Annotated in this window: 18 protein-coding genes; 6 read left to right on the top strand and 12 right to left on the bottom strand. The window is 62.8% G+C overall.

The window, feature by feature from the left end; all coding sequences use genetic code 11:
* Positions 1 to 160 precede the first annotated feature (160 nt).
* The gene (locus tag IEC33019_RS08930; RefSeq protein WP_070091067.1) at positions 161 to 3,010 is read right to left on the bottom strand and encodes an HD domain-containing phosphohydrolase; all 2,850 of its coding nucleotides are present in this window, start codon (positions 3,008 to 3,010) and stop codon (positions 161 to 163) included.
* Positions 3,011 to 3,211: 201 nt separating this feature from the next.
* On the opposite strand from IEC33019_RS08930, the gene IEC33019_RS27335 reads away from it, so the two are divergent.
* Positions 3,212 to 3,367: a TonB-dependent receptor gene (locus IEC33019_RS27335; protein ID WP_139139857.1), complete on the top strand. Its 156-nt coding sequence runs from the start codon at positions 3,212 to 3,214 to the stop codon at positions 3,365 to 3,367.
* 53 nt (positions 3,368 to 3,420) lie between these two features.
* On the opposite strand, the gene IEC33019_RS08935 is transcribed toward IEC33019_RS27335, so the two are convergent.
* The 5 genes from IEC33019_RS08935 to moaB form a co-directional block, all read right to left on the bottom strand.
* Positions 3,421 to 4,359 carry a Dyp-type peroxidase gene (locus IEC33019_RS08935; protein ID WP_070091068.1) on the bottom strand — a complete coding sequence of 313 codons (939 nt, stop codon included), beginning with the start codon at positions 4,357 to 4,359 and terminating at the stop codon, positions 3,421 to 3,423.
* 151 nt (positions 4,360 to 4,510) lie between these two features.
* Positions 4,511 to 5,527, bottom strand: coding sequence for a cytochrome d ubiquinol oxidase subunit II (gene cydB / locus IEC33019_RS08940; protein WP_070091069.1), 1,017 nt, complete (start codon positions 5,525 to 5,527; stop codon positions 4,511 to 4,513).
* Between the two features lie 14 nt (positions 5,528 to 5,541).
* Positions 5,542 to 6,933, bottom strand: a complete 1,392-nt coding sequence (locus IEC33019_RS08945) for a cytochrome ubiquinol oxidase subunit I (RefSeq protein WP_070091070.1) — start codon at positions 6,931 to 6,933, stop codon at positions 5,542 to 5,544.
* Positions 6,934 to 6,999: 66 nt separating this feature from the next.
* Positions 7,000 to 9,324 (bottom strand): FdhF/YdeP family oxidoreductase, encoded by a 2,325-nt coding sequence (locus IEC33019_RS08950; protein ID WP_099593347.1) that lies wholly within the window; start codon positions 9,322 to 9,324, stop codon positions 7,000 to 7,002.
* Positions 9,325 to 9,789: 465 nt separating this feature from the next.
* Positions 9,790 to 10,329, bottom strand: coding sequence for a molybdenum cofactor biosynthesis protein B (moaB, locus tag IEC33019_RS08955; protein WP_070091072.1), 540 nt, complete (start codon positions 10,327 to 10,329; stop codon positions 9,790 to 9,792).
* 295 nt (positions 10,330 to 10,624) lie between these two features.
* Here moaB and IEC33019_RS08960 point away from each other — a divergent pair, with 295 nt between their 5' ends.
* From IEC33019_RS08960 to IEC33019_RS08970, 3 genes are all read left to right on the top strand, one after another.
* A complete protein-coding gene (locus IEC33019_RS08960; protein ID WP_070091073.1) occupies positions 10,625 to 11,539 on the top strand; it encodes a LysR family transcriptional regulator in 915 nt (304 codons plus the stop codon).
* Positions 11,540 to 11,606: 67 nt separating this feature from the next.
* Positions 11,607 to 12,110 carry a cyclic pyranopterin monophosphate synthase MoaC gene (gene moaC, locus IEC33019_RS08965; protein WP_070091074.1) on the top strand — a complete coding sequence of 168 codons (504 nt, stop codon included), beginning with the start codon at positions 11,607 to 11,609 and terminating at the stop codon, positions 12,108 to 12,110.
* Positions 12,107 to 12,358 (top strand): MoaD/ThiS family protein, encoded by a 252-nt coding sequence (locus IEC33019_RS08970; RefSeq protein ID WP_070091075.1) that lies wholly within the window; start codon positions 12,107 to 12,109, stop codon positions 12,356 to 12,358. The genes moaC and IEC33019_RS08970 overlap by 4 nt, the downstream gene beginning before the upstream one ends.
* A gap of 58 nt (positions 12,359 to 12,416) precedes the next feature.
* Here the strand turns inward: IEC33019_RS08970 and IEC33019_RS08975 are convergent, their stop codons facing one another.
* From IEC33019_RS08975 to IEC33019_RS08990, 4 genes are all read right to left on the bottom strand, one after another.
* Positions 12,417 to 14,690: an FdhF/YdeP family oxidoreductase gene (locus tag IEC33019_RS08975; RefSeq protein WP_070091076.1), complete on the bottom strand. Its 2,274-nt coding sequence runs from the start codon at positions 14,688 to 14,690 to the stop codon at positions 12,417 to 12,419.
* Positions 14,691 to 14,870: 180 nt separating this feature from the next.
* Positions 14,871 to 16,097 carry an NADH:flavin oxidoreductase/NADH oxidase family protein gene (locus IEC33019_RS08980; protein ID WP_070091077.1) on the bottom strand — a complete coding sequence of 409 codons (1,227 nt, stop codon included), beginning with the start codon at positions 16,095 to 16,097 and terminating at the stop codon, positions 14,871 to 14,873.
* A 112-nt stretch (positions 16,098 to 16,209) separates the two neighbouring features.
* Positions 16,210 to 16,644, bottom strand: a complete 435-nt coding sequence (locus tag IEC33019_RS08985) for a MerR family transcriptional regulator (protein WP_070091078.1) — start codon at positions 16,642 to 16,644, stop codon at positions 16,210 to 16,212.
* A 52-nt stretch (positions 16,645 to 16,696) separates the two neighbouring features.
* Positions 16,697 to 17,188 carry an isochorismatase family protein gene (locus IEC33019_RS08990; protein ID WP_070091079.1) on the bottom strand — a complete coding sequence of 164 codons (492 nt, stop codon included), beginning with the start codon at positions 17,186 to 17,188 and terminating at the stop codon, positions 16,697 to 16,699.
* A gap of 285 nt (positions 17,189 to 17,473) precedes the next feature.
* On the opposite strand from IEC33019_RS08990, the gene mrdA reads away from it, so the two are divergent.
* Positions 17,474 to 19,366, top strand: coding sequence for a penicillin-binding protein 2 (gene mrdA, locus IEC33019_RS08995; RefSeq protein ID WP_070091080.1), 1,893 nt, complete (start codon positions 17,474 to 17,476; stop codon positions 19,364 to 19,366).
* Positions 19,367 to 19,370: 4 nt separating this feature from the next.
* On the opposite strand, the gene IEC33019_RS09000 is transcribed toward mrdA, so the two are convergent.
* Positions 19,371 to 20,696 carry a sigma-54 dependent transcriptional regulator gene (locus tag IEC33019_RS09000; protein ID WP_070091081.1) on the bottom strand — a complete coding sequence of 442 codons (1,326 nt, stop codon included), beginning with the start codon at positions 20,694 to 20,696 and terminating at the stop codon, positions 19,371 to 19,373.
* A gap of 334 nt (positions 20,697 to 21,030) precedes the next feature.
* Here IEC33019_RS09000 and IEC33019_RS09005 point away from each other — a divergent pair, with 334 nt between their 5' ends.
* The gene (locus IEC33019_RS09005; RefSeq protein WP_013972506.1) at positions 21,031 to 21,297 is read left to right on the top strand and encodes a hypothetical protein; all 267 of its coding nucleotides are present in this window, start codon (positions 21,031 to 21,033) and stop codon (positions 21,295 to 21,297) included.
* Positions 21,298 to 21,411: 114 nt separating this feature from the next.
* Here the strand turns inward: IEC33019_RS09005 and IEC33019_RS09010 are convergent, their stop codons facing one another.
* Positions 21,412 to 22,026: a vWA domain-containing protein gene (locus IEC33019_RS09010; RefSeq protein ID WP_070091229.1), complete on the bottom strand. Its 615-nt coding sequence runs from the start codon at positions 22,024 to 22,026 to the stop codon at positions 21,412 to 21,414.
* Positions 22,027 to 22,028 lie beyond the last annotated feature (2 nt).

The raw sequence follows: 22,028 nt of genomic DNA on the forward strand, positions 1-22,028 counted from the left end.
TGGCCTAGGGCCGTTTCGTTCAGGCAGGTTCATTTGGCCTGAGGCTTGTATCGCGCACGTATCCGGAGGCCGTGGCATTTGTAAGCGAAGCCGTGCAAACGGGCGTTGTGATACACAGAGATACATTCAACCCTGGCACAGCCGACCCGCTTCGGCGCAGCTAAAGCTGCGCCACCCAGTACGCCACATCCACCTCGTCGATCTGCTCGGGTCGCAAGAACTGCTGCGCATAGTCCCGATACACCCCGCTGCTCAGGAACAACCGCAACAGTTGCCCATCGAGGTGATTGTCGCGGGCCATCATGACCAGGATCTTCACCGACTCGGACAGGGTCTTGGCCGGTTTGTACGGTCGGTCGGCAGCGGTCAAGGCCTCGAAGACATCGGCAATGGCCATGACGCGCTCAGGAATACCCAGGTCATCCTTGCCCTGCCGACGCGGATAACCCGCGCCGTCCATCCGCTCGTGATGGCTGCCGGCAATGGCTGACACACGCTTGAGGTGACGCGGGAACGGCAATGAGTCGAGCATGATGATGGTCTGCACGATGTGCTCGTTGATCTTGAAACGTTCCTCCTCATTGAGCGTGCCGCGCCGGATCGACAGGTTGTACAACTCGCCGGCATTGCTGGCATGGGCCGGCAGGCGCATGTCGAAGCCCCAGATGTTGCGCGGGTCATCCTTGGCCACAGGCGGCTTGCGCGCGCCCCAGGCCACCCGTTGATCGTCGCGGTCGGCCAGCAGTGGTTCATCGGCGGGCAACGGCACTGGGGGGACGCCCGCCAAACGCTCCTCCTCGTCGCGCGAGAGCCCCAGACGGTTGTCGAAGTGCCGCTGCCAACGACGCTGGCCGATACGCTGCAGCTGCGCGATGTCCTGCTCCTGCATGAACTCGCCCCCGATGTTGGCCTTGGCAACGAAGGCAAACGCCTCCTGCAGCTCGGCCTTTGCGCTCTGGAGCGTGCGCTGCAGCGCCGACGGGTCCGCACCGCTGGCAAGCCCCTGCCAGTAGTCGAGCTCGGCATCGCGCCAGAGCACTTCGAAGCGCATGCGTACTTCGTGGATGCGGTTGTAAAGGGTTTCCAGCTTGGTCGCCTTGTCCACCACATATTCGGGGCTGGTGACCTTGCCACAGTCGTGCAACCAGGCGGCGACATGGAACTCATAGCGCTCGGCATCGCTCATGGTGAAATCGGCATAGGGGCCGCTGTCGGCCTGCACGGCTTTGTCCAGCAGCATCTGGGCCAGTTGCGGCACCCGCTCGCAATGGCCGCCCGTGTAGGGGCTCTTGGCGTCGATGGCATCGGCCAGCAGCTTGATCATCGCATCGAGCAGGCGTTGCTGGGCCTCGACCAACTGACGCGTCTCGATGGCCACCGCCGCAGCGCCAGACAGCTCTTCGACGAAGCGCCGGAACGGCTGCCCCACCCCTTCGTCCGCTTGCTCAGCCTCCAATTGCAGCACCAGGATGCCGAGCAGCGCCTGACTGCGGTCATTGAGCACCACCGCCAGGCTGCGCCCGCGCAGTTCAAGGGCGTGGGTGACGACTGCCGCCAAGTCCAGGTGCTCGTCGTGGTGAATCTCGAGCTGTCCCGGATAGCCATCGCTTCCACAGCAAGTGGCCAGGCGCAATTGTGCGTGGTCTACGTCGAACAGGTACACCGCGCCAGCATGCACCCCGGCGGCATTGACCAAATGGGTCAACACCCCCTCGAGCATCCGCTCAAGCTGGCTCTCGCGGCTGAGCGTGAGGGTGATCGCCTGAAAGCTGCGGATCGTCCCGGACATGCGACTGAGCACCTGGCTGAGCTCACTTACCTCCGACACCCGCGAGCTGACCCCCACCTCGCGGCTGAAATCAAAACCTGCCAGGCCTCGCACCTGATCGGCCAGCAGGCGCAACGGGCGGCCGATACGCTGGCCGAGCAAGCCGCCAAGCACCAGCAGCACGGCCATCAGCGCCGCGGCCCAGAGCAGTTGCTCGAACAATACCTGACGCGCTCCCGCCAACAGTTCGCGGGCAGGGACGGCGATCAGCACCTGTAACTCCTGCCCGGCCAAACTACTGAGCGGAACACGCATGCCGTACCACGCGTCCCCGTCCACCTGGTAACGCATGGGCCGAGCTCCCTGGGGCAAGTCGGCATAGAGCTGCGCAAGGCTGGGAATGCCGAGCTCGGTGATGCGCGACAGGCGCACCGTATCGCCCTCGTGCACGATGAGCCGCTCAAGGTCCGGATACGCCACCACGTTGCCTTGACCGTCGATCACCGCAAGCTCGGTGCCAGGCGTCATGCGTAGGTCTCGGCTTTCACTGGCCAGATCGTCGACCGAGACATCCATGCCGATCACCGATCCACCCTGGATACTGCGCTGGGCCATGGTCATGCCGACCTCCCGGGTGGTGAAGAACACATACGGGCGGGTCAGCACGGTAGTGCCCTGCCCCGCGGCATCGACGAACCAGGGACGCTCGCGCGGATCGAAGCGGTAGTCCGGCTTGGCCTGGATCTGGAGCAGGTTGAGTTGGCGATCGTAGAAGCGCCATTGGCCCGACATTGCCCCACCCGCCTGCTGACTGACGCTCTGCACCAGGAAGACCGTGCCAGGTGGCGCCGCAAAACGTTCGAGCAACTGTGGATCCCTAAGCCTGCGCACGAGCAGGAACTCACCGTTGGCGTAACCAACGTAGGCTGCACTGAGCATCTTGTTGGCGTTCAGGCTCTCGACCAGTTGCGGGAGCCGTTCCAGGCGTTGGGCCAAGTCGCCGGCGAGCGGATCGGAGGCCAGCAGCCGCAGACTGCTCTGCACCGGATCGACCAAACGGCGGGCGCGCTCATCGATCGTCTTGCCCGCCTGCTGGGCGGTATCTCCTGCGGCAGCCACCAGGGTCTGTCGGACTGCGCTGTAGCCCTGCCAGGCCAGCCCCGTGCCCAGCAGCAGCATGCCCAGCATGATCGCCAGCGCCACCAACAGTTGCAAAGAGATGCCACGTCCGGGGCTGTTCATCGCCGCACGCTCCCTGAACGCCTGGCTACACAGACCCCGAACACACAGCCCGCCGACAGGCGAGCGACAACAATCAGCACACAGCCCATCCCAGGTACTCCATGTGTGGCGTTTCCAACAGTGTAATCAGCCAACGCATGACCTGTTGCTCAGTGCAGGCCGCGTGCGGGCGGTCGCGGCAACGGCCCGCGTGTCAGCGCGGTGGACCTGCCGGCCCGTTACCCGATCACCCGGCAGCTGAGCGCCACGGTCAAGGTCAATAACCTGTTCGACAAGGCGTACTACACCAATACCGCCGGCAACAGCTACTACGGCGCGCCGCGTAATGCCACCGTTGGCTTGAAGTACGACTTCTAAGCAGCCCCGGATACGACAGCGCCCACGTCTTCACGTGGGCGCTGTCGTTTCGGTTAGTCCTCGCAAGCCGCCAGGAAAGTGGCCGACGGCACGTAGAACAACCCGCCCGTCACCGCCCGGCTGTAGTCGAGCAACCGGTCGTAGTTACCGGGCGGCTTGCCGATGAACATGTTCTGGAGCATTTCCTCGATCGGTGCCGGCGAGCGGGCATACCCGATGAAATAGGTGCCGAACTCCCCTGCCCCGGGACGCCCAAAGGGCATGTTGTCGCGCAGGATCTTCACCTCTTGGCCATTCTTTTCCAGGGTGGTCAGCGAGCTGTGCGAACAACTGGGCTTTACCGACTCGTCCAGTTCGATGTCCGACAGCTTGGTGCGCCCGATGATGTTTTCCTGCTCCGACGTGGACAGCCCGTTCCAGCCGGTCATGTCGTGCAGGTACTTCTGCACCAGGACGTAGCTTCCCCCCGTGAACGACGGGTCCTCGTCGCCGACGAGTGTGAACTTGCCGACCTCGCGGCCAGTGGGGTTCTCGGTGCCGTCGACGAAACCGATGATGCTGCGCATGTCGAAGTAACGGAAACCCTGGACCTCGTCGACCACCGTCACTGCGGCTTCCAGGCGCTTCATGACCTGCGCGGCCAACTCGAAGCACAGGTCCATCTGTTCGGCGCGGATGTGCAGCAGGATGTCTCCAGGGGTGGCCACCGCCATACGATCGCCACTGCCGATCTCCCGGAAAGGATGCAACGACGCCGGACGCGGCGCGCCAAACAGCGTCTCCCACACGCCAGCGCCAAAGCCCACCACGCAGGAAAGATTGCCCGACGGCACGCGCTTGCCGACTGACCGGACCAGCCCGGCGAGGTCGCCACAGAGCGCACGAACGCGATCGCGGCTGTCGTCACCGGGGCTCAAAGTGGCCACGATGAAAATGGCGCTGCGGGTAATCGGGGTATCGACAGCCTGGGGCTCGATCTCGGAAATGTTCATGTTCACGGGCTTCGCCTTATAGACAGTCAGCAATTACGAGCCCGCGCCAGCACGCCAGCGGGGCTCGGTTTAAGGGTATAGCACACTGCAAACCCACGAACGGGCCGCAGGCGATGACGCCCGGCTCACACCGGGCGTCATCCAGGCAGCCTCAATGGTAGGCGTCCCCGGCTTTGACCTTGCCGCGGAACACGTGGTAGCTCCAGAAGGTGTAGCCCAGGATGATCGGGATGATGAACAGCGCGCCGATCAAGGCGAACAGCTGGCTCGTCAGCGGCGCGGCGGCCTGCCACAGATCGATCGAAGGCGGCACGATGTTCGGCCAGATGCTGATCGCAAGGGCCAGGTAACCGAGGAACACCAACGCGACCACGCCCATGAACGGCAGGTGCGAATGGCGCTTGCGCAGGCTCTTCTGGATCACCACCACCGCCAGTACCGCCAACCCGGCGATCAGCGCGCAGCGGATCCAGTGGCTACCGGCGAACCAGCGCTGGGCGATGTCGGCGTGTAGCCAGGCCGTCCAGGCACAGATCACCGCGATCACCACCGCCAGCAGGTACAGCAGCGGACGGCTGTAGTGACGCATGCGCGCCTCCAGCATGCCGTCGGTCTTGATCAGCAACCAGGTGCTGCCCAGCAGCGCATAGGCCAGGATCAACCCCACACCACAGAACAGCGGAAACGGCGCCAGCCAATCCAGCGCGCTGCCGGCAAACTGGCGGTTCTGCACAGGGATGCCCGAGATATAGGTGCCAATGGCTACACCCTGGAAGAACGTGGCCAGCACCGAGCCACCGATGAACGCCTTGTCCCAGAGATGGCGCTTGCGCGGGTGCGCCTTGAAGCGGAATTCGAACGCGACGCCGCGGAAGATCAGTCCGGCCAACACCAGCACCAGCGGCAAGTACAGCGCTTCGAGAATCACCGAGTAGGCCAGCGGGAACGCGCCATACAGCGCCGCCGCACCCAATACCGCCCAGGTCTCGTTGCCATCCCAGACCGGCGCGACGGTATTCATCATCACATCACGCTCGCTGGAGTCGCTGATCAGGGGAAACAGAATCCCCAAGCCTAAGTCGAAACCATCCATGATCACGTACATCATCAGGCCAAAAGCGATGATCACGCCCCAGATGATCGACAAGTCGATACCTTGAATTGCCATGGTTCAGTCCCCTTTCAATCCGCTACCGACAGCGGACGACGCGCTGTCGCAAGTTGGCCCGGTTGCTCAGGCGATACGTGCTCCTCATGTGCCTTCGGCCCCTTGCGCACCAGGCGCATCATGTAGCCGATACCCACCGTGAACACCGAGAAGTAGATCAGGACGAACAGCGCCAGGGTCACGCTCATCTGCGTCGCGCTGTGATTGGACGCCGCCTGCGTGGTGCGCAACATGCCGTAGACCACCCACGGCTGGCGGCCGACCTCGGTGGTGAACCAACCCGCGAGCAAGGCGATCAGGCCCGAGGGCCCCATGAGCAGCGCAAACCACAGGAAGAGTCGGTTGCGGTAAAGGGCGCCGCCTCGGCGCAATACCAGCGCCAGCAGTGCACAGGCCAGCATCAACATGCCCAGGCCCGCCATGACCCGGAAGCTCCAGAAGATGATCGTGGAATTGGGCCGGTCCTCTTTGGCGAAGCTCTTGAGCGCCGGGATCTGCTTGTCCAGGCTGTGGGTCAGGATCAGGCTGCCCAGGCAAGGCACCTCCAGGCTGTAGCGGGTCTTCTCGGCGTCCATGTCCGGCAGGCCGAACAGCACCAGCGGCGAGGCCTCACCGGGCACGTTCTCCCAATGGCCCTCGATGGCCGCGATCTTCGCCGGTTGATGTTCCAGGGTGTTCAGGCCATGGGCATCACCCACCACGACTTGCACGGGCGTGGCCACCAAAATCATCCACATGGCCATCGACAGCATCTTGCGCACCTGTGGCGTGTTGCGACCCCGTAGCAAGTGCCAGGCAGCGCAGGCCCCCACGAACAGGGCGGTCGACAGGAATGCGGCCAGCGCCATGTGCGCCAGGCGGTAAGGGAACGACGGATTGAAGACGATCTTGAACCAGTCCATCGGCGCGACACGACCATCGATGATCTCGATGCCTTGTGGCGTCTGCATCCAGCTGTTGGACGAGAGGATCCAGAACATCGAGATGAGCGTGCCGATGGCGACCATGATGGTGGCGAAAAAGTGCAGCTTGCGCCCTACCCGGTCCCAGCCGAACAGCATCACACCCAAGAAGCCTGCTTCCAGGAAGAACGCCGTCAGCACCTCGTACGTGAGCAAGGGCCCGGTCACGCTACCGGCGAAATCGGAGAAGCGCGCCCAGTTGGTGCCAAACTCATAGGCCATGACCAGGCCCGAGACGACGCCCATGCCGAAGTTGACCGCGAAGATCTTCGACCAGAAGTGGTACAGGTCCTTGTAGACCACGTTGCTGGTCTTGAGCCAGCAGCCTTCGAGCACCGCAAGAAAGCTTGCCAGGCCAATGGTGATGGCCGGGAAGATGATGTGAAACGAGACCGTGAAGGCGAACTGAATCCGCGCCAGGTCCAACGCACCTAGATTCGACATGACAATTTCCTTGTAGGCCGTAGCCGGTTGCCCGGCCAGGGCCTACCCACAGAGGGAACGTGAGGGTTATTCGGCGACGGTGTGGATCAGGTTGTCGGGACGTGCCTTTTCCAGCTTGATGGCGACGAACTTCGACGTAGGTGTGTAGGTCCGGTCGCCGTAGCTTTCCAAAGGCACCAGCGGGTTGGTTTCCGGGTAGTACGCCGCGGCCTGGCCCTCGGGCAGGTCGTAGGGCACCAACTGAAAGCCCGATACGCGCCGCTCACGACCGTCCTCCCAGAGCGACACCATGTCCACGCGCTCGCCAGGTTCGAAGCCCAGGCGGCGGATGTCCGCTTCGTTGACGAACACCACCTCGCGCAGACCGAACACGCCCCGGTAGCGGTCGTCCAGGCCGTACAGGGTGGTGTTGTACTGATCGTGCGAACGCAGGGTCTGCAGGATCAGGTCTGGCCGCTCGCCGCGCTCCAGAACGGTCTCGTTGACCAGTTGCGCCGGCAGCTCGCTGGGCGTGAACTGCGCCTTGCCGGTGGCGGTATTCCATTCGCGCTCGGCTGCGGCGTTGCCCAGATGGAAGCCACCCGGTTGCTGCAGACGGACATTGAAGTTCTCGAAGCCTGCAATGGTATCGGCGATCAGATCACGGATACGGGCGTAGTCGCCGATCACCCATTCCCAATCGATGGGATGGTTGCCCAGGGTCGCCTTGGCCATGCCGGCAATGATCGCCGGCTCCGAGCGCAGGTGCGGCGAGCGGGGTTTGAGCTGGCCGTGGGAGAGATGCACCATGCTGAAGGTGTCCTCGACCGTGACGCCTTGCGGGCCTTCGGCTTGCAGGTCGATCTCGGTACGGCCCAGGCACGGCAGGATCAGCGCATCGCGACCGGTCACCAGGTGCGAGCGGTTGAGCTTGGTGGCGATGTGCACGGTCAGTTCACACTTGCGCAGCGCGGCATGGGTGCGCGGGGTGTCGGGTGTGGCCTGGGCGAAGTTGCCGCCCAGTGCGATGAACACCTTGGCGCGCGCTTCTTCCATGGCCTTGATGGCGAGGACCGCGTTATGCCCGTGCTCGCGCGGCACTTCGAGCTGAAAGCGCCACTCGATCGCATCGAGCAGGCGTGCCGGTGGCTGCTCGTCGATGCCCATGGTGCGGTCGCCCTGCACGTTGCTGTGGCCACGCACCGGTGACAGGCCCGCGCCTGGCTTGCCGACGTTGCCGCGCAGCAGTTGCAGGTTGATGATCTCCTGCACGGTCGGCACCGAATGGCGATGCTGGGTCACGCCCATGGCCCAGCACATGATCACCCGCTCGGCCTTGCGGTACATCCGCGCGGCCAATTCGATCTCGGCCAGGCTCAGGCCGGACTGCTCGACGATATGTTCCCAGGACGTGGCATCCAAGGACGCCAAATAGGCCTCCACACCCGAGGTGTGCGCCTCGATGAAGGCATGGTCGAACACCGCCGGCTCGCCCTTGGCCTGGGCCTCGCGCTCCCACAGCAGCAGGAACTTGGCAATGCCGCGCATGGCCGCCATGTCACCGCCCAAGGCCGGGCGGAAATACGCGGTGTTGGTCGGCTCCGAGCCGTTGCTGAGCATCTCGAACGGGTGCTGAGGGTGTTGGAAACGCTCAAGGCCCCGCTCCTTGAGCGGGTTGAAGCACACCACCTGGGCGCCACGCTTGACCGCCTCGCGCAGCGGTTCGAGCATGCGCGGGTGGTTGGTGCCAGGGTTCTGGCCGATGACGAAGATCGCGTCAGCTTCTTCCAGGTCGTGGAAGACCACGGTGCCCTTGCCCACGCCGAGGGATTCGCCCATGCCCACGCCACTGGCTTCGTGACACATGTTCGAGCAGTCGGGGAAGTTGTTGGTGCCGAAGGCGCGCACGAACAGCTGGTACAGGAACGCCGCCTCATTGCTCGCCCGGCCGGAGGTATAGAACTCGGCCTGGTTGGGCGACTCGAGTGCGTGCAGGTGCTGGGCGATCAACGCGAAGGCCTCGTCCCAGGAGGTTTCCACGTAGTGGTCGGTCGCCTCGTCGTAGCGCATGGGGTGGGTCAGGCGACCTTGGTACTCAAGCCAGTAGTCACTTTGCTCGGCCAGGGCGCTGACGCTGTACTGGGCGAAGAACGCAGGGTCCACCGAACGCCCGGTGGCCTCCCAGTTGACGGCCTTGGCGCCGTTCTCGCAGAACTTGACCATGTCGCTTTCCGGCGACTCGCCCCAGGCGCAACCGGGGCAGTCAAAACCACTGTTCTGATTGGTCTTGAGCATCATGCGCAGGTTCTTGAAGGCGTTCTCGCTACCCAGCCAGGCCTTGGTCACGCTCTTGAGCGCGCCCCAACCCGCGGCCGGCCCATTGTAACTTCTAATATGTTCTTCTTCGCTCATCGGGGGACCCTTTGATTGATACTCGGCGGGAGATCAAATTGAAACGCCAACTTCCAACACACGTACAGACGTTGAAGAACACGCTTCAAACTTTTACAGCGGCAGACTATTTTTGCCGCCACCCTCCGTCAAATCAAAAGTAATGACGATGTGATCGGTATTATCTATCACACCGCCAAGCTCTTTATTTCAGCGCACTTCTCCGCCGTGATCGACCACACTTATCAAGTATTAACAAAAAACAATTGGACAACATGAGCCCTTGTCTTTCGTTCAAGAATGACTCATTAATCCCGAGCGCATGCCATCTTGAAAGCACTGGTTGCTGTGTTGCTTGTCCAGGCCTATTCGCGGGTAGCGCTACGGTTAAGCCTGTACCCAACCTGTGACCCGCGAACACCGTCGCAGCCGGTGACATACACCTTATTGCCCGGTTGGTGGGCAAACCGTTCTACAGGCTCGAACTTACTGCCGCGACCCGCAGCGCTCGATGGCTTTGAGGTGCGGCACGAAATTGCACGGTCGATGCCGTGAATCCAGTTGCTCCACCAAAATGCCCTCCCAGGCCGTGCGACAGGCGCCGGTCGAACCCGGCAGGCAACACACCAGCGTGCCATTGGCCAACCCGGCCAGTGCGCGGCTTTGCACCGTCGAGGTGCCGATATCCAGGATGGACAAGGCCCTGAACAGCTCGCCAAAGCCCTCGATGTGTTTGTCCAGCAAGCAGGCCACCGCCTCTGGCGTGCTGTCACGCCCGGTGAACCCAGTACCACCGGTGATCAGCACGACCTGTACTTCATCGTCGGCAATCCAGCCTGCGACCTGGGCACGAATCCGATAGAGATCGTCCTTGAGCAAGGCACGAGCCACCAGGCGATGCCCCATTTCCACGGCGCGAGAGGCCAACAACTCGCCTGACGTGTCTGTTTCGAAAGTCCGGGTATCGCTGACCGTCAACACGGCGACGTTCAGGGGTATGAATTGCACAGCGGGTTTTGAACTCATCTTCAACGCTCTACATAAACAGGGACGGTTATTCGCGAGAATCTAAAGCGCCCTGCCCTGTACGTCCAATCGATAATACATACCCCGTTATCGATATCGCCTATCACGATTGCTTGATCAGCGAAATCTATCAGGTGTTCGTAAATTCCCATTGGACACTGTTGCTCTTTCACTTTACGTTTCGCCGCCACAGGGTTTCGACTCTCTCAATACACTTACTGCCGGCGTCAGCATGTAAACGATCGGTTCAATGCAGCACACCTCCGATACGACTCATGTGTTTGCAGGGCGAGCGATGGATATCAAACAACTTAAGTTTCTGATTGCGTTGGACCAGACCCGGCACTTTGGCCAGGCTGCCGCGTTGTGCCATATCACCCAACCGACCCTCTCGATGCGCCTGCGCAACCTGGAGGACGAGCTTGGCCTGATGCTGGTGACCCGTAGCCAGCGATTCGAAGGGTTCACCGAGGCGGGTGAACGGATCCTGGCCTGGACGCGCACACTGCTGGCCGCCTATGACGGCCTGCAGTCCGAAGCCGCCAATTGCCGCGGGCAGACCGTCGGCAGCTTGCGCATCGGCATGGTGCCGCTGTCGAGCTTCAACGCCATGCAGTTGCTCAAGCCACTGCTCACGCAGTACACGGAACTCACCGTACAGCTGTCATCGCTCAGTTCCGAACAGGTGATCGACGGCCTGAGCCGTAACCAGATTGACCTGGGCATCTGCTACCTCGATCGGGTCAACAGCAGCTATTTCGAGATCATCGAGCTGGGCGCCACCCGCATGGGCCTGCTGTACGACACCCGGCACTTTCGCTTCGACGAGACCGAACTGCCTTGGGAAACGCTCGCCGAGCTGCCGCTGGGCCTGCTCTCCCAAGGCATGCACTACCGCCAGTCGCTGGACCTGAGCCTGCGCAGCCGCGGCCTGCATCCCACACCGGTACTCGAAAGCGATTCGACCTACCAGTTGATCCAGGCCGTCTGCGCCGGGATGTGCTGCGCCATCATGCCGCTCGACGATGGGCTGGAAGAGCTCAGCGAACATATCAGCATCCTGCCCATCGCCAGCGCCAATATCCACGCACCGGTTGGCCTGCTGCTGCGCCGCAACGAACCACGTTCGGCACTGGCAGAAAAATGCTTCGCCCAAGCCCGCGCCTTGCTCACGCCAGGCCCGCACCCGGTCGTGGGCCAGACCGCCTGAGCACCCGACAGACAGCGCCCTTTTGAACCCGCACTCAGCCGGCATGACGCCATGCCCTGGAGCCCCCATGACCTCCTCCGTCGACTCGCCCTCCCCCTTGACCCACCTGGACATACGCGGCAACGCCCAGATGGTCGATGTCACCGACAAAGCCGAAACACACCGCCAGGCAACCGCCGAAGCCTGGGTGCGGATGAAGCCTGAAACCCTCAACCTGATCGTTACTGCCGGTCATCCCAAGGGCGATGTCTTCGCGGTATCGCGCATTGCCGGCATCATGGCCGCCAAACGCACCCATGAGTTGATCCCGCTGTGCCACCCACTGCTGTTGACGGCAATCAACGTGGAGATGAAGGCGGTCACCCCGGACTCTGTGCGCATCATCGCCACCTGCAGCCTCAAGGGCGTGACCGGCGTTGAGATGGAAGCCCTCACCGCAGCGAGCGTCGCGGCGCTCACCCTGTATGACATGTGCAAGGCCGTCGATCGCAGCATGCAGATCGACTGGGTGCGCCTGCTCAGAAAATCCGGCGGACGCTCCGGCGCCTATCGCCTGGGGGAACTGCCGTGATCCGACTTCAGTACTTCGCAAGCTTCAGGGAGCGACTGGGCCTGGACGCCGAATCGCTGCCCTGGACGCCCGCGCTCATCAGCCTGCGGGCAGTGCGGGACCTGCTGGCCGAGCGCGGTGAGCCCTGGGCGACCACGCTGAGCCATTCAGGCCTGATGTGCGCACGCAACGAGGTGCTGTGCGACCTGGACGAACCGCTGCACGACGGCGACGATATCGCGTTCTTCCCACCAGTCACTGGGGGCTAGGCCCTGCCACCAGAGCCCGGCCATGCTCGTTTTGTTCAGGCCCTGAGAACGCGACGACTCAGCTGAACTCCGAGCGCATCACCCGCACCGGCACGGATTTGTAGGACGGCGTACCGCTGTCCACATCGATGTAGTCCAGTGGCACCAACTGGTTCGCCTCCGGGTAGTACGCCCCCACCGAGCCAGGGGAGATCTTGTACTCGATGGCCGTGATCCGCTCATAGCGCATCTTCCTGCCATGGGAGACCGTCTCGATGTCCACCAGATCGCCATGGGCCAGACCGCGCGCCTTGAGGTCCATCGGGTTCATGAACAGGACATCGCGTCTACCGAACACACCGCGATAGCGGTCGTCCAGGGCATAGATGGTGGTGTTGTATTGATCGTGGCTGCGCAGGGTGATCAGGCGCAGCACGTCATCTCCGTCCACCTCTTTGTCTTCATGCAGCCCAGGGAAGACGAAGAATTCAGCCTTGCCGGACGGCGTCATCCAGATACGTTCGGTCGCCGGTAATGGCATACGGAACCCGCCGGGGACACGGATGCGCGCGTTGTAGTCGTCAAAACCTGGAATGGTCTTCTCGATCAGGTCACGGATCTTGTCGTAGTCAGCGGCAAGCTCCAGCCAGGGCACCGGGCTGCCCGGCAAGGTCGCATGGGCCATGCCAGCGACAATGGCCGGCTCCGAGCGCAGGAACTGCGACGCCGGGGTCAGCTTGCCGGCCGATGCATGGACCATCGACATGGAATCCTCGACGGTGATCGACTGACGCACGCCCGCTTGCTCATCCAGTTCGGTACGGCCCAGGCATGGGAACAGGAATGTTTCCTTGGCCACCAGCAGGTGAGTCCGGTTGAGCTTGGTGCCGATGTGTACGCCCAGCTCCAGCGTGCCCATCGCGGGGAAGCATTGACCGGGGTCGGGCAATGCCACGGCGAAGTTGCCGCCCAGGCAGAGAAGCGCCTTGGCGGTGCCAGCAATCATCGCCTGCATGGCCTGTACGGCGTCGTGGCCATGGTCGGTCGGCGGCTTGAAGCCCAGCACCTCTTCGATCTTCTGCAAGAAGCTGGCAGACGGTTTTTCGGTGATACCCACGGTCCGGTTGCCCTGGACGTTGGAGTGGCCACGCAGCGGGCAAATCCCCGCACCCGGCTTGCCAAGGTTGCCCCGCAACATCAACAAGTCGCAGATCAGCCGTACGTTGGACGTGCCTTCATTATGCTGGGTGATGCCCATGCCATAGGTGACGATGGTCGCATTGGACTTGGCATAGGCTCCGGCCACCTGCTCGATCTGGGCCTTGCTCAAGCCACTGGCATGCTCGATGTCTGGCCATGCGGTGGCCAGCAGATCGGCTTTCAGCGCGTCGAAACCATTGGTGTGTTCTGCGATGAACGCGTGGTCGAGTACCTGCCCAACGGACTCTTCGAGCTCCAGCAACGATTTCATCACGCCCTTGATCGCTGCCGCGTCGCCGCCCGCCTTCACCTGCAGGTAGGTAGAGGCGATACGCGTGGAGCCATACGTCGCCATCTCGACCATGTTCTGCGGGTCGGCGAAACGCTCCAGCGCCCGCTCGCGCAGTGGATTGAAGACCATGATCGGGACCTTGCGCCGCGATACCTCATGCAAGGTCCCCATCATGCGTGGATGGTTCGTTCCAGGGTTGTGGCCGATCGAGATCACCAACTCGCAGGACTCGAAATCGTCCAGCGACACCGACCCCTTGCCCATGCCAATGGAGCGTGGCAAGCCCACGCTGGTAGGCTCATGACACATGTTGGAGCAGTCAGGGAAATTGTTGGTGCCCAGGGACCTGGCAAACAACTGGTAGAGATAGGCTGCCTCGTTGGAGGCCCTGCCGGAGGTGTAGAACTCGACCTGGTTGGGTTCCAGGTTGCGCAGGATCTCGCCGATCCTGGCAAATGCAGCCTCCCACTCGATCGGCTGGTAGGTATCGCTGGCTCGGTCGTAGACCATCGGGTGGGTCAGTCGCCCGAGGTCTTCGAGTTCGTAATCCGAGCGGTGGAGCAAGGTCGCCACCGGATGGCTGGCGAAAAACTCAGGCGTCACCCGCTTGTTGGTCGCCTCCCAAGTCACGGCCTTGGCGCCGTTTTCGCAGAACTGGAACGTCGAGCGGTGCTCTTTGTCCGGCCAGGCACACCCAGGGCAATCGAAGCCGTCGGGCTGGTTGGTGCGCATCAGCGTGACGGGCGCCTTCAAGGTGTCCATCTGCTCTCGCACCGCCGTCGCCGTTGCCTTCAGTGCACCCCAGCCTCCTGCCGGGCCATCATAGTTACGAACACCTGGAACCTTGCGTCGATTGGCCATGGTCGCTCCATACACGATTCATGTTCATCGCCATGAACCGAGGGTTGCGTAATGGGCCGCTGCTGTAGCGGGCCGTGGGGAACGTTGTGCTTCAGGGCTACGGCAAAGCGTAATTCGCCTTTGACGATTGCTCAATGCAGGTCCGGCCCACACCTGCTGTTGTGCCCAAGACAGCCCCCATCAACGCCTCGCCATCCTGCGCCGATACTGGCGAGCGCGCAGGGCATCGGCCAACTGCTGCACGACCAATGCCCATCCCGGCGCGACCGTGGGTCGGGACGCCTTGCCTCGGGCAAGCTTGTTCAACTGGTACTTGACCACCGCCATGTTGGCGAGCGAGGCGAGCGCTTTGTTCTTCCAGGTGATCGCCGGCAGTTGCGCAGCGTTGAGCTGTCCCGCCTGCCAGTCACAGGGCAACGCGGGATTGATCGCCAGCGCGGTGCCAATGCCGACCATTTCCACACCACTGTCGATCACCTGCTCGGCCACCGGCAACCGCCGGATACCACCGGTCACCATGACTGGCATGGTCGCCACTTCGCGAATCTCTCGGGCAAACGCTAAAAAATAGGCCTCCCGCGCCAAAGTGCGGCCATCCCGCGCCTGGCCTTGCATGGCGGGCGCTTCATAGCTGCCGCCAGAAAGCTCGACGAGATCGATGCCCAGTGGGTTGAGCAGCCCCACGACCTCTTTGGCATCGTCAGCACTGAAGCCGCCCCGCTGGAAGTCAGCCGAATTGAGCTTTACCGCGACGGCAAAGGCTGGCGACACAGCCGCTCGCACAGCCTTGACGATCTCCAGCAGCAGGCGCGCGCGGTTCTCCAGGGAGCCGCCCCAATGGTCGGTGCGCAGGTTGGTCAACGGCGAAAGGAACTGGCTGAGCAGATAGCCATGGGCTGCATGGATCTGCACGCCGGTAAAGCCCGCCTGCTCTGCCAACTGCGCGCTTCGGGCAAAACGCCGGATGACGTCCTCGATGACCTGCGTCGTCATGGCCTGTGGCGTCCTGAAATGCCGGGACATCGAGCCCAGCTCCAGAGACACCGCCGACGGCGCCCACGTCGCCTGGCCAAGATTGGCCGGCATCTGTCTGCCGGGGTGGTTGATCTGCAGCCAGAACTGCGCGCCCTGCGCACGCCCGACCTGAGCCCACTGCCGGAACCGCTCCAAGTGCAGGGCATCTTCCAGAACGATACCGCCCGGGCCGGTCATGGCGCGGGCGTCGACCATCACATTGCCGCTGATGAGCAACCCCGCGCCGCCCTGCGCCCACGCCTTATAAAGGCGCATCAATCGAGCAGATGGCGCATGGTCGGCGTCGGCCATGTTTTCTTCCATGGCCGCCTTGGCAATGCGGTTTACGAGGGTGGAACCGTTTGGCAGTACAAGGGGGGTGAAGGGGTTCATGGCGGCACCTCATTGAACGGTGCCAGCGACGATATCCTTAAAGTCAACTTGAAGGTCAACACCCGCTTCGCGATGTTCTGGCGACCTCCCGTTTGCGCGACCTACGTGGATGCTAGCGGTCGACGTCCGTCTTGTTCGCGGCCATGTCTTCACGTAACTGATTCAGTACACGCTGCGTATTGTCTGCGCATGGCATGCCTTCGGGCTTGCTCTGGATGCCATCGATCACCAGCAGCAGTTGCTCCTTGTTGCGCGCCAGCCGTTGCTGCAGCGCGTCGATTTCCTCGACCTTGCGTTTGAGCCCATCGAGCAGTTCATCATGGCGCCAGCCGTTGGCGTTGACGGGCAGCAGATGGCGGATCTGCTCCAAGGTGAAGCCCGCCGCCTGGGCACTGGTGATCATCTCCAGTACCCAGACGGCGTCATCGGCGTAGTCGCGGTAACCGTTGGCCTTGCGTTCGACCGAGTGGATCAACCCGCTCGCCTCGTAGAAACGAATGCGCGACGGCGCCAGGCCGGTGATCTTCGCCAGCTCGCCAATTTTCATGAATCACCTTGTGATGAATTGACCTTGAAGGTCACTTTAATCCTCAGGCGGGTCACCGGCCAGCCGTACCTTCGAGGCCGGCGATCACCTCGGCTGCGGTAATCACCTTACCAAAGTGGTGCTTCCAGAGATCGATGCCCAGTTGGCCGGATCTGTCGAGGGAGGAGCCAACGGTCAGATCGGTGATCAAGGTGGGGTTCAGCCCTGCGTCGAACAGCGCGAAGCCTGCGGCCAGCACGCAGGTTTCGGTCTGCAGGCCGCAGACCAGCACCCGGTCGACGCCCAGGCGCTTGAGGTAGTCGATCGTGGCGGGCGTCTGCCCGTAGCCGTGCTTGACGAAGACCTCATCGGCCTCGATCAGGTTTTCGTCCTCCGCTGCGGGGTGCCAGCCGAGCTGGCGGTGAAACGGCGTGACCCGCTCGTCATGCAGCTCGATGGAGGCAACCGTGGGAATCTTCGCAGACAGATGCCGGACGCGGTCGATAAGCCATTCCGGCGGGTTGAAGGTGGACTGGACGTCGACGATGAGCAGCACCTGCTCCATGGGCATTTCCTAGCGCGATGTGAAAGGTGCGGAGTATATCGTCCGAAGGTGCTCGGGGGCTGTCCTGCAGCCAGTGGTGACTGCGCCAACGTATCAGCATCTGGTTCGGCCAGGGCACCACCGGTCATGTGAAGGAATCTTCATGTTCCGCGCAGGCGCCTGACACTGGGGGGATCAGCGGTTTCGTCGCGGTTCGGCCCCCGTGGGTGTCTTGAGCGTCCGTCCCCCCTTTGCGTAGCATCGCCGGCCCTCGGCGCAGCCCTCCCCTCATCACCAGAGCTTCCGATGCCCCAACCAATTCCCTTGAAGGACCACGAAAAGGAAAAGCACCTGGTCAATCGCAGGCTGCTCGCCTGCGCGGCCCTGGTGATGAGCCTGGTAGTGGTGCTGGTGGGCCGGCTCTATGTGCTGCAGGTGGTGCAACATGAACAGCAGAGCGCGGTGTCGGAAAACAACCGCGTGCACGTGCTGCCCATCCCGCCCGAGCGCGGACTGATCTACGACCGCAATGGCGTCGTGCTGGCCGACAACAAACCCAGCTTCAACCTCACCATGACCCGCGAGCGCGCCGGCGACAGCGCCCAGGTGCTCGACACCCTGGCCCAGGTGCTGGGCCTGGGCGAGGACGAGCGCAAGCAATTCGACAAGGACCTGCGTCGGGGGCGCAAACCGTTCGAGCCGGTGACGTTGATGTTCGGCCTGTCCGAAGAGCAGATCGCGCTGATCGCGGTCAACCAGTTCCGCCTGCCGGGGCTGGATGTCGAGGCGCAGTTCATCCGCGAGTATCCGTTGGGCGAGCATTTCGCCCATTCGGTGGGTTATGTCGGGCGCATCAACGAAAAAGAAGCCAAGACCCTCGACAACACCGAGTACCGGGGCACCCAGTCAATCGGCAAGACCGGCATCGAGCGCTTCTACGAAGACCAGCTCCATGGCCATGTGGGCTACGAAGAGGTCGAGACCAACGCCCAGGGCCGGGTCATGCGGGTGCTGCGCCACCAGGATCCGATACCCGGCAAGGACCTGGTGCTGACCTTGGATGCTCATCTGCAGCAAGCTGCCGAAAAAGCACTGGGCGAGCGTCGTGGCGCCGTGGTGGCGCTGGACCCGGCCACGGGCGATGTCCTGGCGATGGTCAGCAACCCCGCCTTCGACCCCAACCTGTTCGTCAAGGGCATCAGCTTCAAGCAGTATGCCGCGCTGCGCGACTCGATCGACCGACCGCTGTTCAACCGGGTGCTGCGCGGCCTCTATGCGCCGGGCTCCACCGTCAAGCCGGAGGTGGCCATCGCCGGCCTGGACAGCGGCGTGATCACCCCCGGCAGCCGGGTCTTCGACCCGGGCTACTACACCCTGCCCAACTACGACCACAAGTACCGCAACTGGAACCACAGCGGCGATGGCTGGGTGGACATGTACAGCGCGATCATGCGCTCCAACGACACCTACTTCTACGACCTGGCACACAAGCTGGGCATCGAGCGGCTGCATGACTACATGGCCGAGTTCGGCCTGGGCCAGAAGGTCTCCCTGGACATGTTCGAGGAGGCGCCGGGCCTGATGCCTTCCCCGGCCTGGAAGCGCGCCACCCGCCGCCAGGCCTGGTTTCCTGGCGAGACGTTGATCCTCGGGATCGGCCAGGGCTACATGCAGGTCACCCCGCTGCAACTGGCACAGGCCACCAGCCTGCTGGCCAGCAAAGGCGTCTGGCATCGTCCGCACCTGGCGCTCAGCGTCGGTGGCCAGGCGCCCGTGGACCCGCACCCGATGCCAGACATCGTGTTGCACGACAAGCACGCCTGGGACCAGGTCAACGTCGGCATGCAGATGGTCATGCACGACCCGCGCGGAATCGCCCGCGCCGCAGCGGCCGGGGCCCAGTACCGCATCGCGGGCAAAAGCGGCACCGCGCAGGTGGTGGCCATCCGTCAGGGCGAGCGCTACAACCGCGACAAGACCCTCGAACGGCACCGCGACAATGCCTTGTTCGTCGGTTTCGCCCCGGCCGATCACCCAAGCATCGTGGTGGCGGTGATGATCGAGAACGGCGAAGCCGGCGGCCGAGTGGCCGGGCCTGTGGTGCGCGACGTCATGGACGCCTGGCTGCTCGACGACCAGGGGCATCTGAAGACGCAATATGCGGGCGGCACAGGCCAGGCAGCGGTGCCCCACGCCTGAAGGGTCAGCGGATCTGATGCTTGTGCAGCAAGCGGTAGAACGTAGGCCGGGAAATCCCCAGCACTTTGGCCGCGACACTGAGGTTGTCGCTGTGCCGGTCGAGCACATCGGAAAGCGCCTGGCGCTCGGCCCGGTGCTTGTAGTCCTCCAGGGTGCCCAATAGCTGCTCGTCCTGCTCGATCATCTGCAGCCCCAGATCCTGCGCTTCGATCTGACGGCCTTCGGCCAGCACCAGGCCGCGACGCACCCGATTGGCCAGTTCCCGGACGTTCCCCGGCCAGTCGTGCCGCCCCATGGCCGCCAGGGCGCGGTCGCTGAACGAGCGAGGCCTGCGCCCGGTCTCCAGGCTGTAGAAATGTGCGAAATGACTGGCCAGCATCGACAAGTCGCCATGGCGGTCACGCAGGGGCGCGGTGATCACTTGCAGGACGTTGAGCCGGTAATAGAGATCCTCGCGAAAACGCCCCTGCACGATGGCCTTTTCCAGGTCCACGTGAGTTGCAGCCAGTACGCGCACATCCACCGGGATCGGTTGGTCGCCCCCGACCCGCTCGATGTGCTTTTCCTGCAGAAAGCGCAGCAGGTTGGCCTGCAGCTCCAATGGCAGATCGCCGATTTCGTCGAGGAACAACGTCCCGCCGTTGGCAGCCTCGATACGTCCCACCTTGCGTTGGTGGGCACCGGTGAAAGCGCCTTTTTCATGGCCGAACAGTTCGGATTGGATCAAATGCTCAGGGATCGCGCCGCAATTGATCGCGACGAACGGTTTGTCGCAGCGCTGGGACTGCCGGTGCAGGGTACGCGCCACCAACTCCTTGCCCGTACCGCTTTCGCCACGGATCAGCACCGGCGACTCGGTGGGCGCCAGCTTGCCCAGCAACTTGCGCAGTTCGCGGATCGGCCGGCTCTCGCCCAGCAGCTCATGGGCGGGCTCATCCACCCGCACAGGGCCCTTGCCGCGCAAGCGCGCCATGCCGAAGGCCCGCCCGAGCGTGACCTGCACGCGGGACACGTCGAACGGCAGGGTGTGGAAATCGAAGAACCACTCACAGACGAAGTCACCGACGTTCTGCATGCGCAGCTCCTGAGGGCTGAGCACGGCGATCCATTCGGTATTGCTGCGGGCGATCAGATCCTTGACGGCATCCGGATGGCGCAAATGCGTGGCCTGCAAGCGCAACAGGCCGACATCGCACGGATACTCCAGCGCCGAGGCAAGCAAGCAGCTATGCACATCCCAGCCGACGCTACGCAGGCCTGGTAGTAGACGGTGGCAATCGTCGCAGGGGTCGACGATCAGCAGACGGCGTTGGGTGGTCGGTTCGAGCATGACTGTTCCTTGGCGCCAAAAGTTGGTTTTTCATGTAGAAACAGTAAGTTGCAACGTCCGAATTAACAGTAGCAATGAACCTGAATTGGCCCAGTACCGTTTGTCCGCCAATTGCGTTCGACGCGGGGGCACTCGGGAATCTTTCAAAGTTTCAAGCGTCACAGGCCGCACAGGTCGCGGTAATACTTTTTTGCCGACTTGAAAAAAATTCGACGCCCGTGTGACTTCCCCCATGACTTGGAGCATCAGTACGAATAACCCCGCGCTGCGCCTCCTTGAATATGAAGCAACGCGGACATCATTTCGCTGTTTGGGACCATAGAGAGACCGAACCATGAACGCCCCGCTCCGTGTCAACGAAGCACTGCTGATTGCCGACCACGCCTTCGAACCTTTCCAGTGCGTAGCCTGGGATGCACCCAACGGCACCGGTGAGCTAAGCCTGGCAGTGATCGACCGGACCAGCACGCGTATCGGCAGCAAGCAAGTATCCTCGCGTATCTATTCCGACCCTGCGCAATGGGCCAGCCTGATCGAGGAAGTGCGTGCCGAACTTTGCGAAAAAGGTTACGACCTGCAACCCTGGTCGATGCCGAAATAAAATCGGTGCCCTGCAAGTGCGTGCCAAGCCACGCACTTGTACAACTTCCTTTTTGCCCTGCTGACAACTTTTGTCATTGCGACATATCGTCGCAGCATGGACTTTCAGCGTTGATCAATTCAATTCCCTGAACTGCTGGATATGCCGATATTCGGCCTGCAGCTGTTCGGCCAATTGCCATCCTCGCCCTAGGCGCACCGCCGCCAGCTCCATATCCACCAGCAACGTCGCACAAGGCATCGGACGCAGTGCGTTCCAGCGCTGCAGGCGACCATCGGTCAGCACCAGGCACCGCTGTGTTTCATGGGGGTAACGCTTGGCGCGCGCCAGCAACCAGTGCCGCGCCTCTTCGAGCGCCGCGATCAACGGCGTACCGCCCCCCGCCCCCAGTGTCTGCAACCAAGGTTGCAGGGCCGCCGATGCCTTGAGCCCGTGGCGTTGCCAACGTGGAGCCCCGCCACTGGCAGTGAGCAGCGCCAGGCGTGCGCGTTGGCGATAGGCTTGATCGAACAATTCCGCCAGCAGCCCTTTGGCCTGGGCCAGCGCCTGATGGCGACGGGTCGAGGCCGAGGCGTCAACGATCACCAGCCATAATTCCGACGCCTGGGCCTGGCGCTGCTGCCAGCACAGGTCATTGCGATGCCTTGGCCGCCCTTTGAGCAACGTCGCCAGCCAGGCAACGCGCGCAGCGCCTCCCGCTCGCGCGCGACCACGGGGCGTACCGCTCAAGG

Source organism: Pseudomonas putida, assembly GCF_002741075.1.
Classification (GTDB): Bacteria; Pseudomonadota; Gammaproteobacteria; order Pseudomonadales; family Pseudomonadaceae; genus Aquipseudomonas; species Aquipseudomonas putida_T.

Coding starts and splice junctions, on each gene's coding strand:
- IEC33019_RS08945 (WP_070091070.1), bottom strand. CDS start 6,933: ATGTCGAATCTAGGTGCGTTGGACCTGGCGCGGATTCAGTTCGCCTTC.
- moaB (WP_070091072.1), bottom strand. CDS start 10,329: ATGAGTTCAAAACCCGCTGTGCAATTCATACCCCTGAACGTCGCCGTG.
- IEC33019_RS08960 (WP_070091073.1), top strand. CDS start 10,625: ATGGATATCAAACAACTTAAGTTTCTGATTGCGTTGGACCAGACCCGG.
- IEC33019_RS09000 (WP_070091081.1), bottom strand. CDS start 20,696: ATGCTCGAACCGACCACCCAACGCCGTCTGCTGATCGTCGACCCCTGC.
- IEC33019_RS08990 (WP_070091079.1), bottom strand. CDS start 17,188: ATGGAGCAGGTGCTGCTCATCGTCGACGTCCAGTCCACCTTCAACCCG.
- IEC33019_RS08930 (WP_070091067.1), bottom strand. CDS start 3,010: ATGAACAGCCCCGGACGTGGCATCTCTTTGCAACTGTTGGTGGCGCTG.
- IEC33019_RS08980 (WP_070091077.1), bottom strand. CDS start 16,097: ATGAACCCCTTCACCCCCCTTGTACTGCCAAACGGTTCCACCCTCGTA.
- IEC33019_RS08985 (WP_070091078.1), bottom strand. CDS start 16,644: ATGAAAATTGGCGAGCTGGCGAAGATCACCGGCCTGGCGCCGTCGCGC.
- cydB (WP_070091069.1), bottom strand. CDS start 5,527: ATGGCAATTCAAGGTATCGACTTGTCGATCATCTGGGGCGTGATCATC.
- IEC33019_RS09005 (WP_013972506.1), top strand. CDS start 21,031: ATGAACGCCCCGCTCCGTGTCAACGAAGCACTGCTGATTGCCGACCAC.
- IEC33019_RS08950 (WP_099593347.1), bottom strand. CDS start 9,324: ATGAGCGAAGAAGAACATATTAGAAGTTACAATGGGCCGGCCGCGGGT.
- moaC (WP_070091074.1), top strand. CDS start 11,607: ATGACCTCCTCCGTCGACTCGCCCTCCCCCTTGACCCACCTGGACATA.
- IEC33019_RS08935 (WP_070091068.1), bottom strand. CDS start 4,359: ATGAACATTTCCGAGATCGAGCCCCAGGCTGTCGATACCCCGATTACC.
- IEC33019_RS08975 (WP_070091076.1), bottom strand. CDS start 14,690: ATGGCCAATCGACGCAAGGTTCCAGGTGTTCGTAACTATGATGGCCCG.
- mrdA (WP_070091080.1), top strand. CDS start 17,474: ATGCCCCAACCAATTCCCTTGAAGGACCACGAAAAGGAAAAGCACCTG.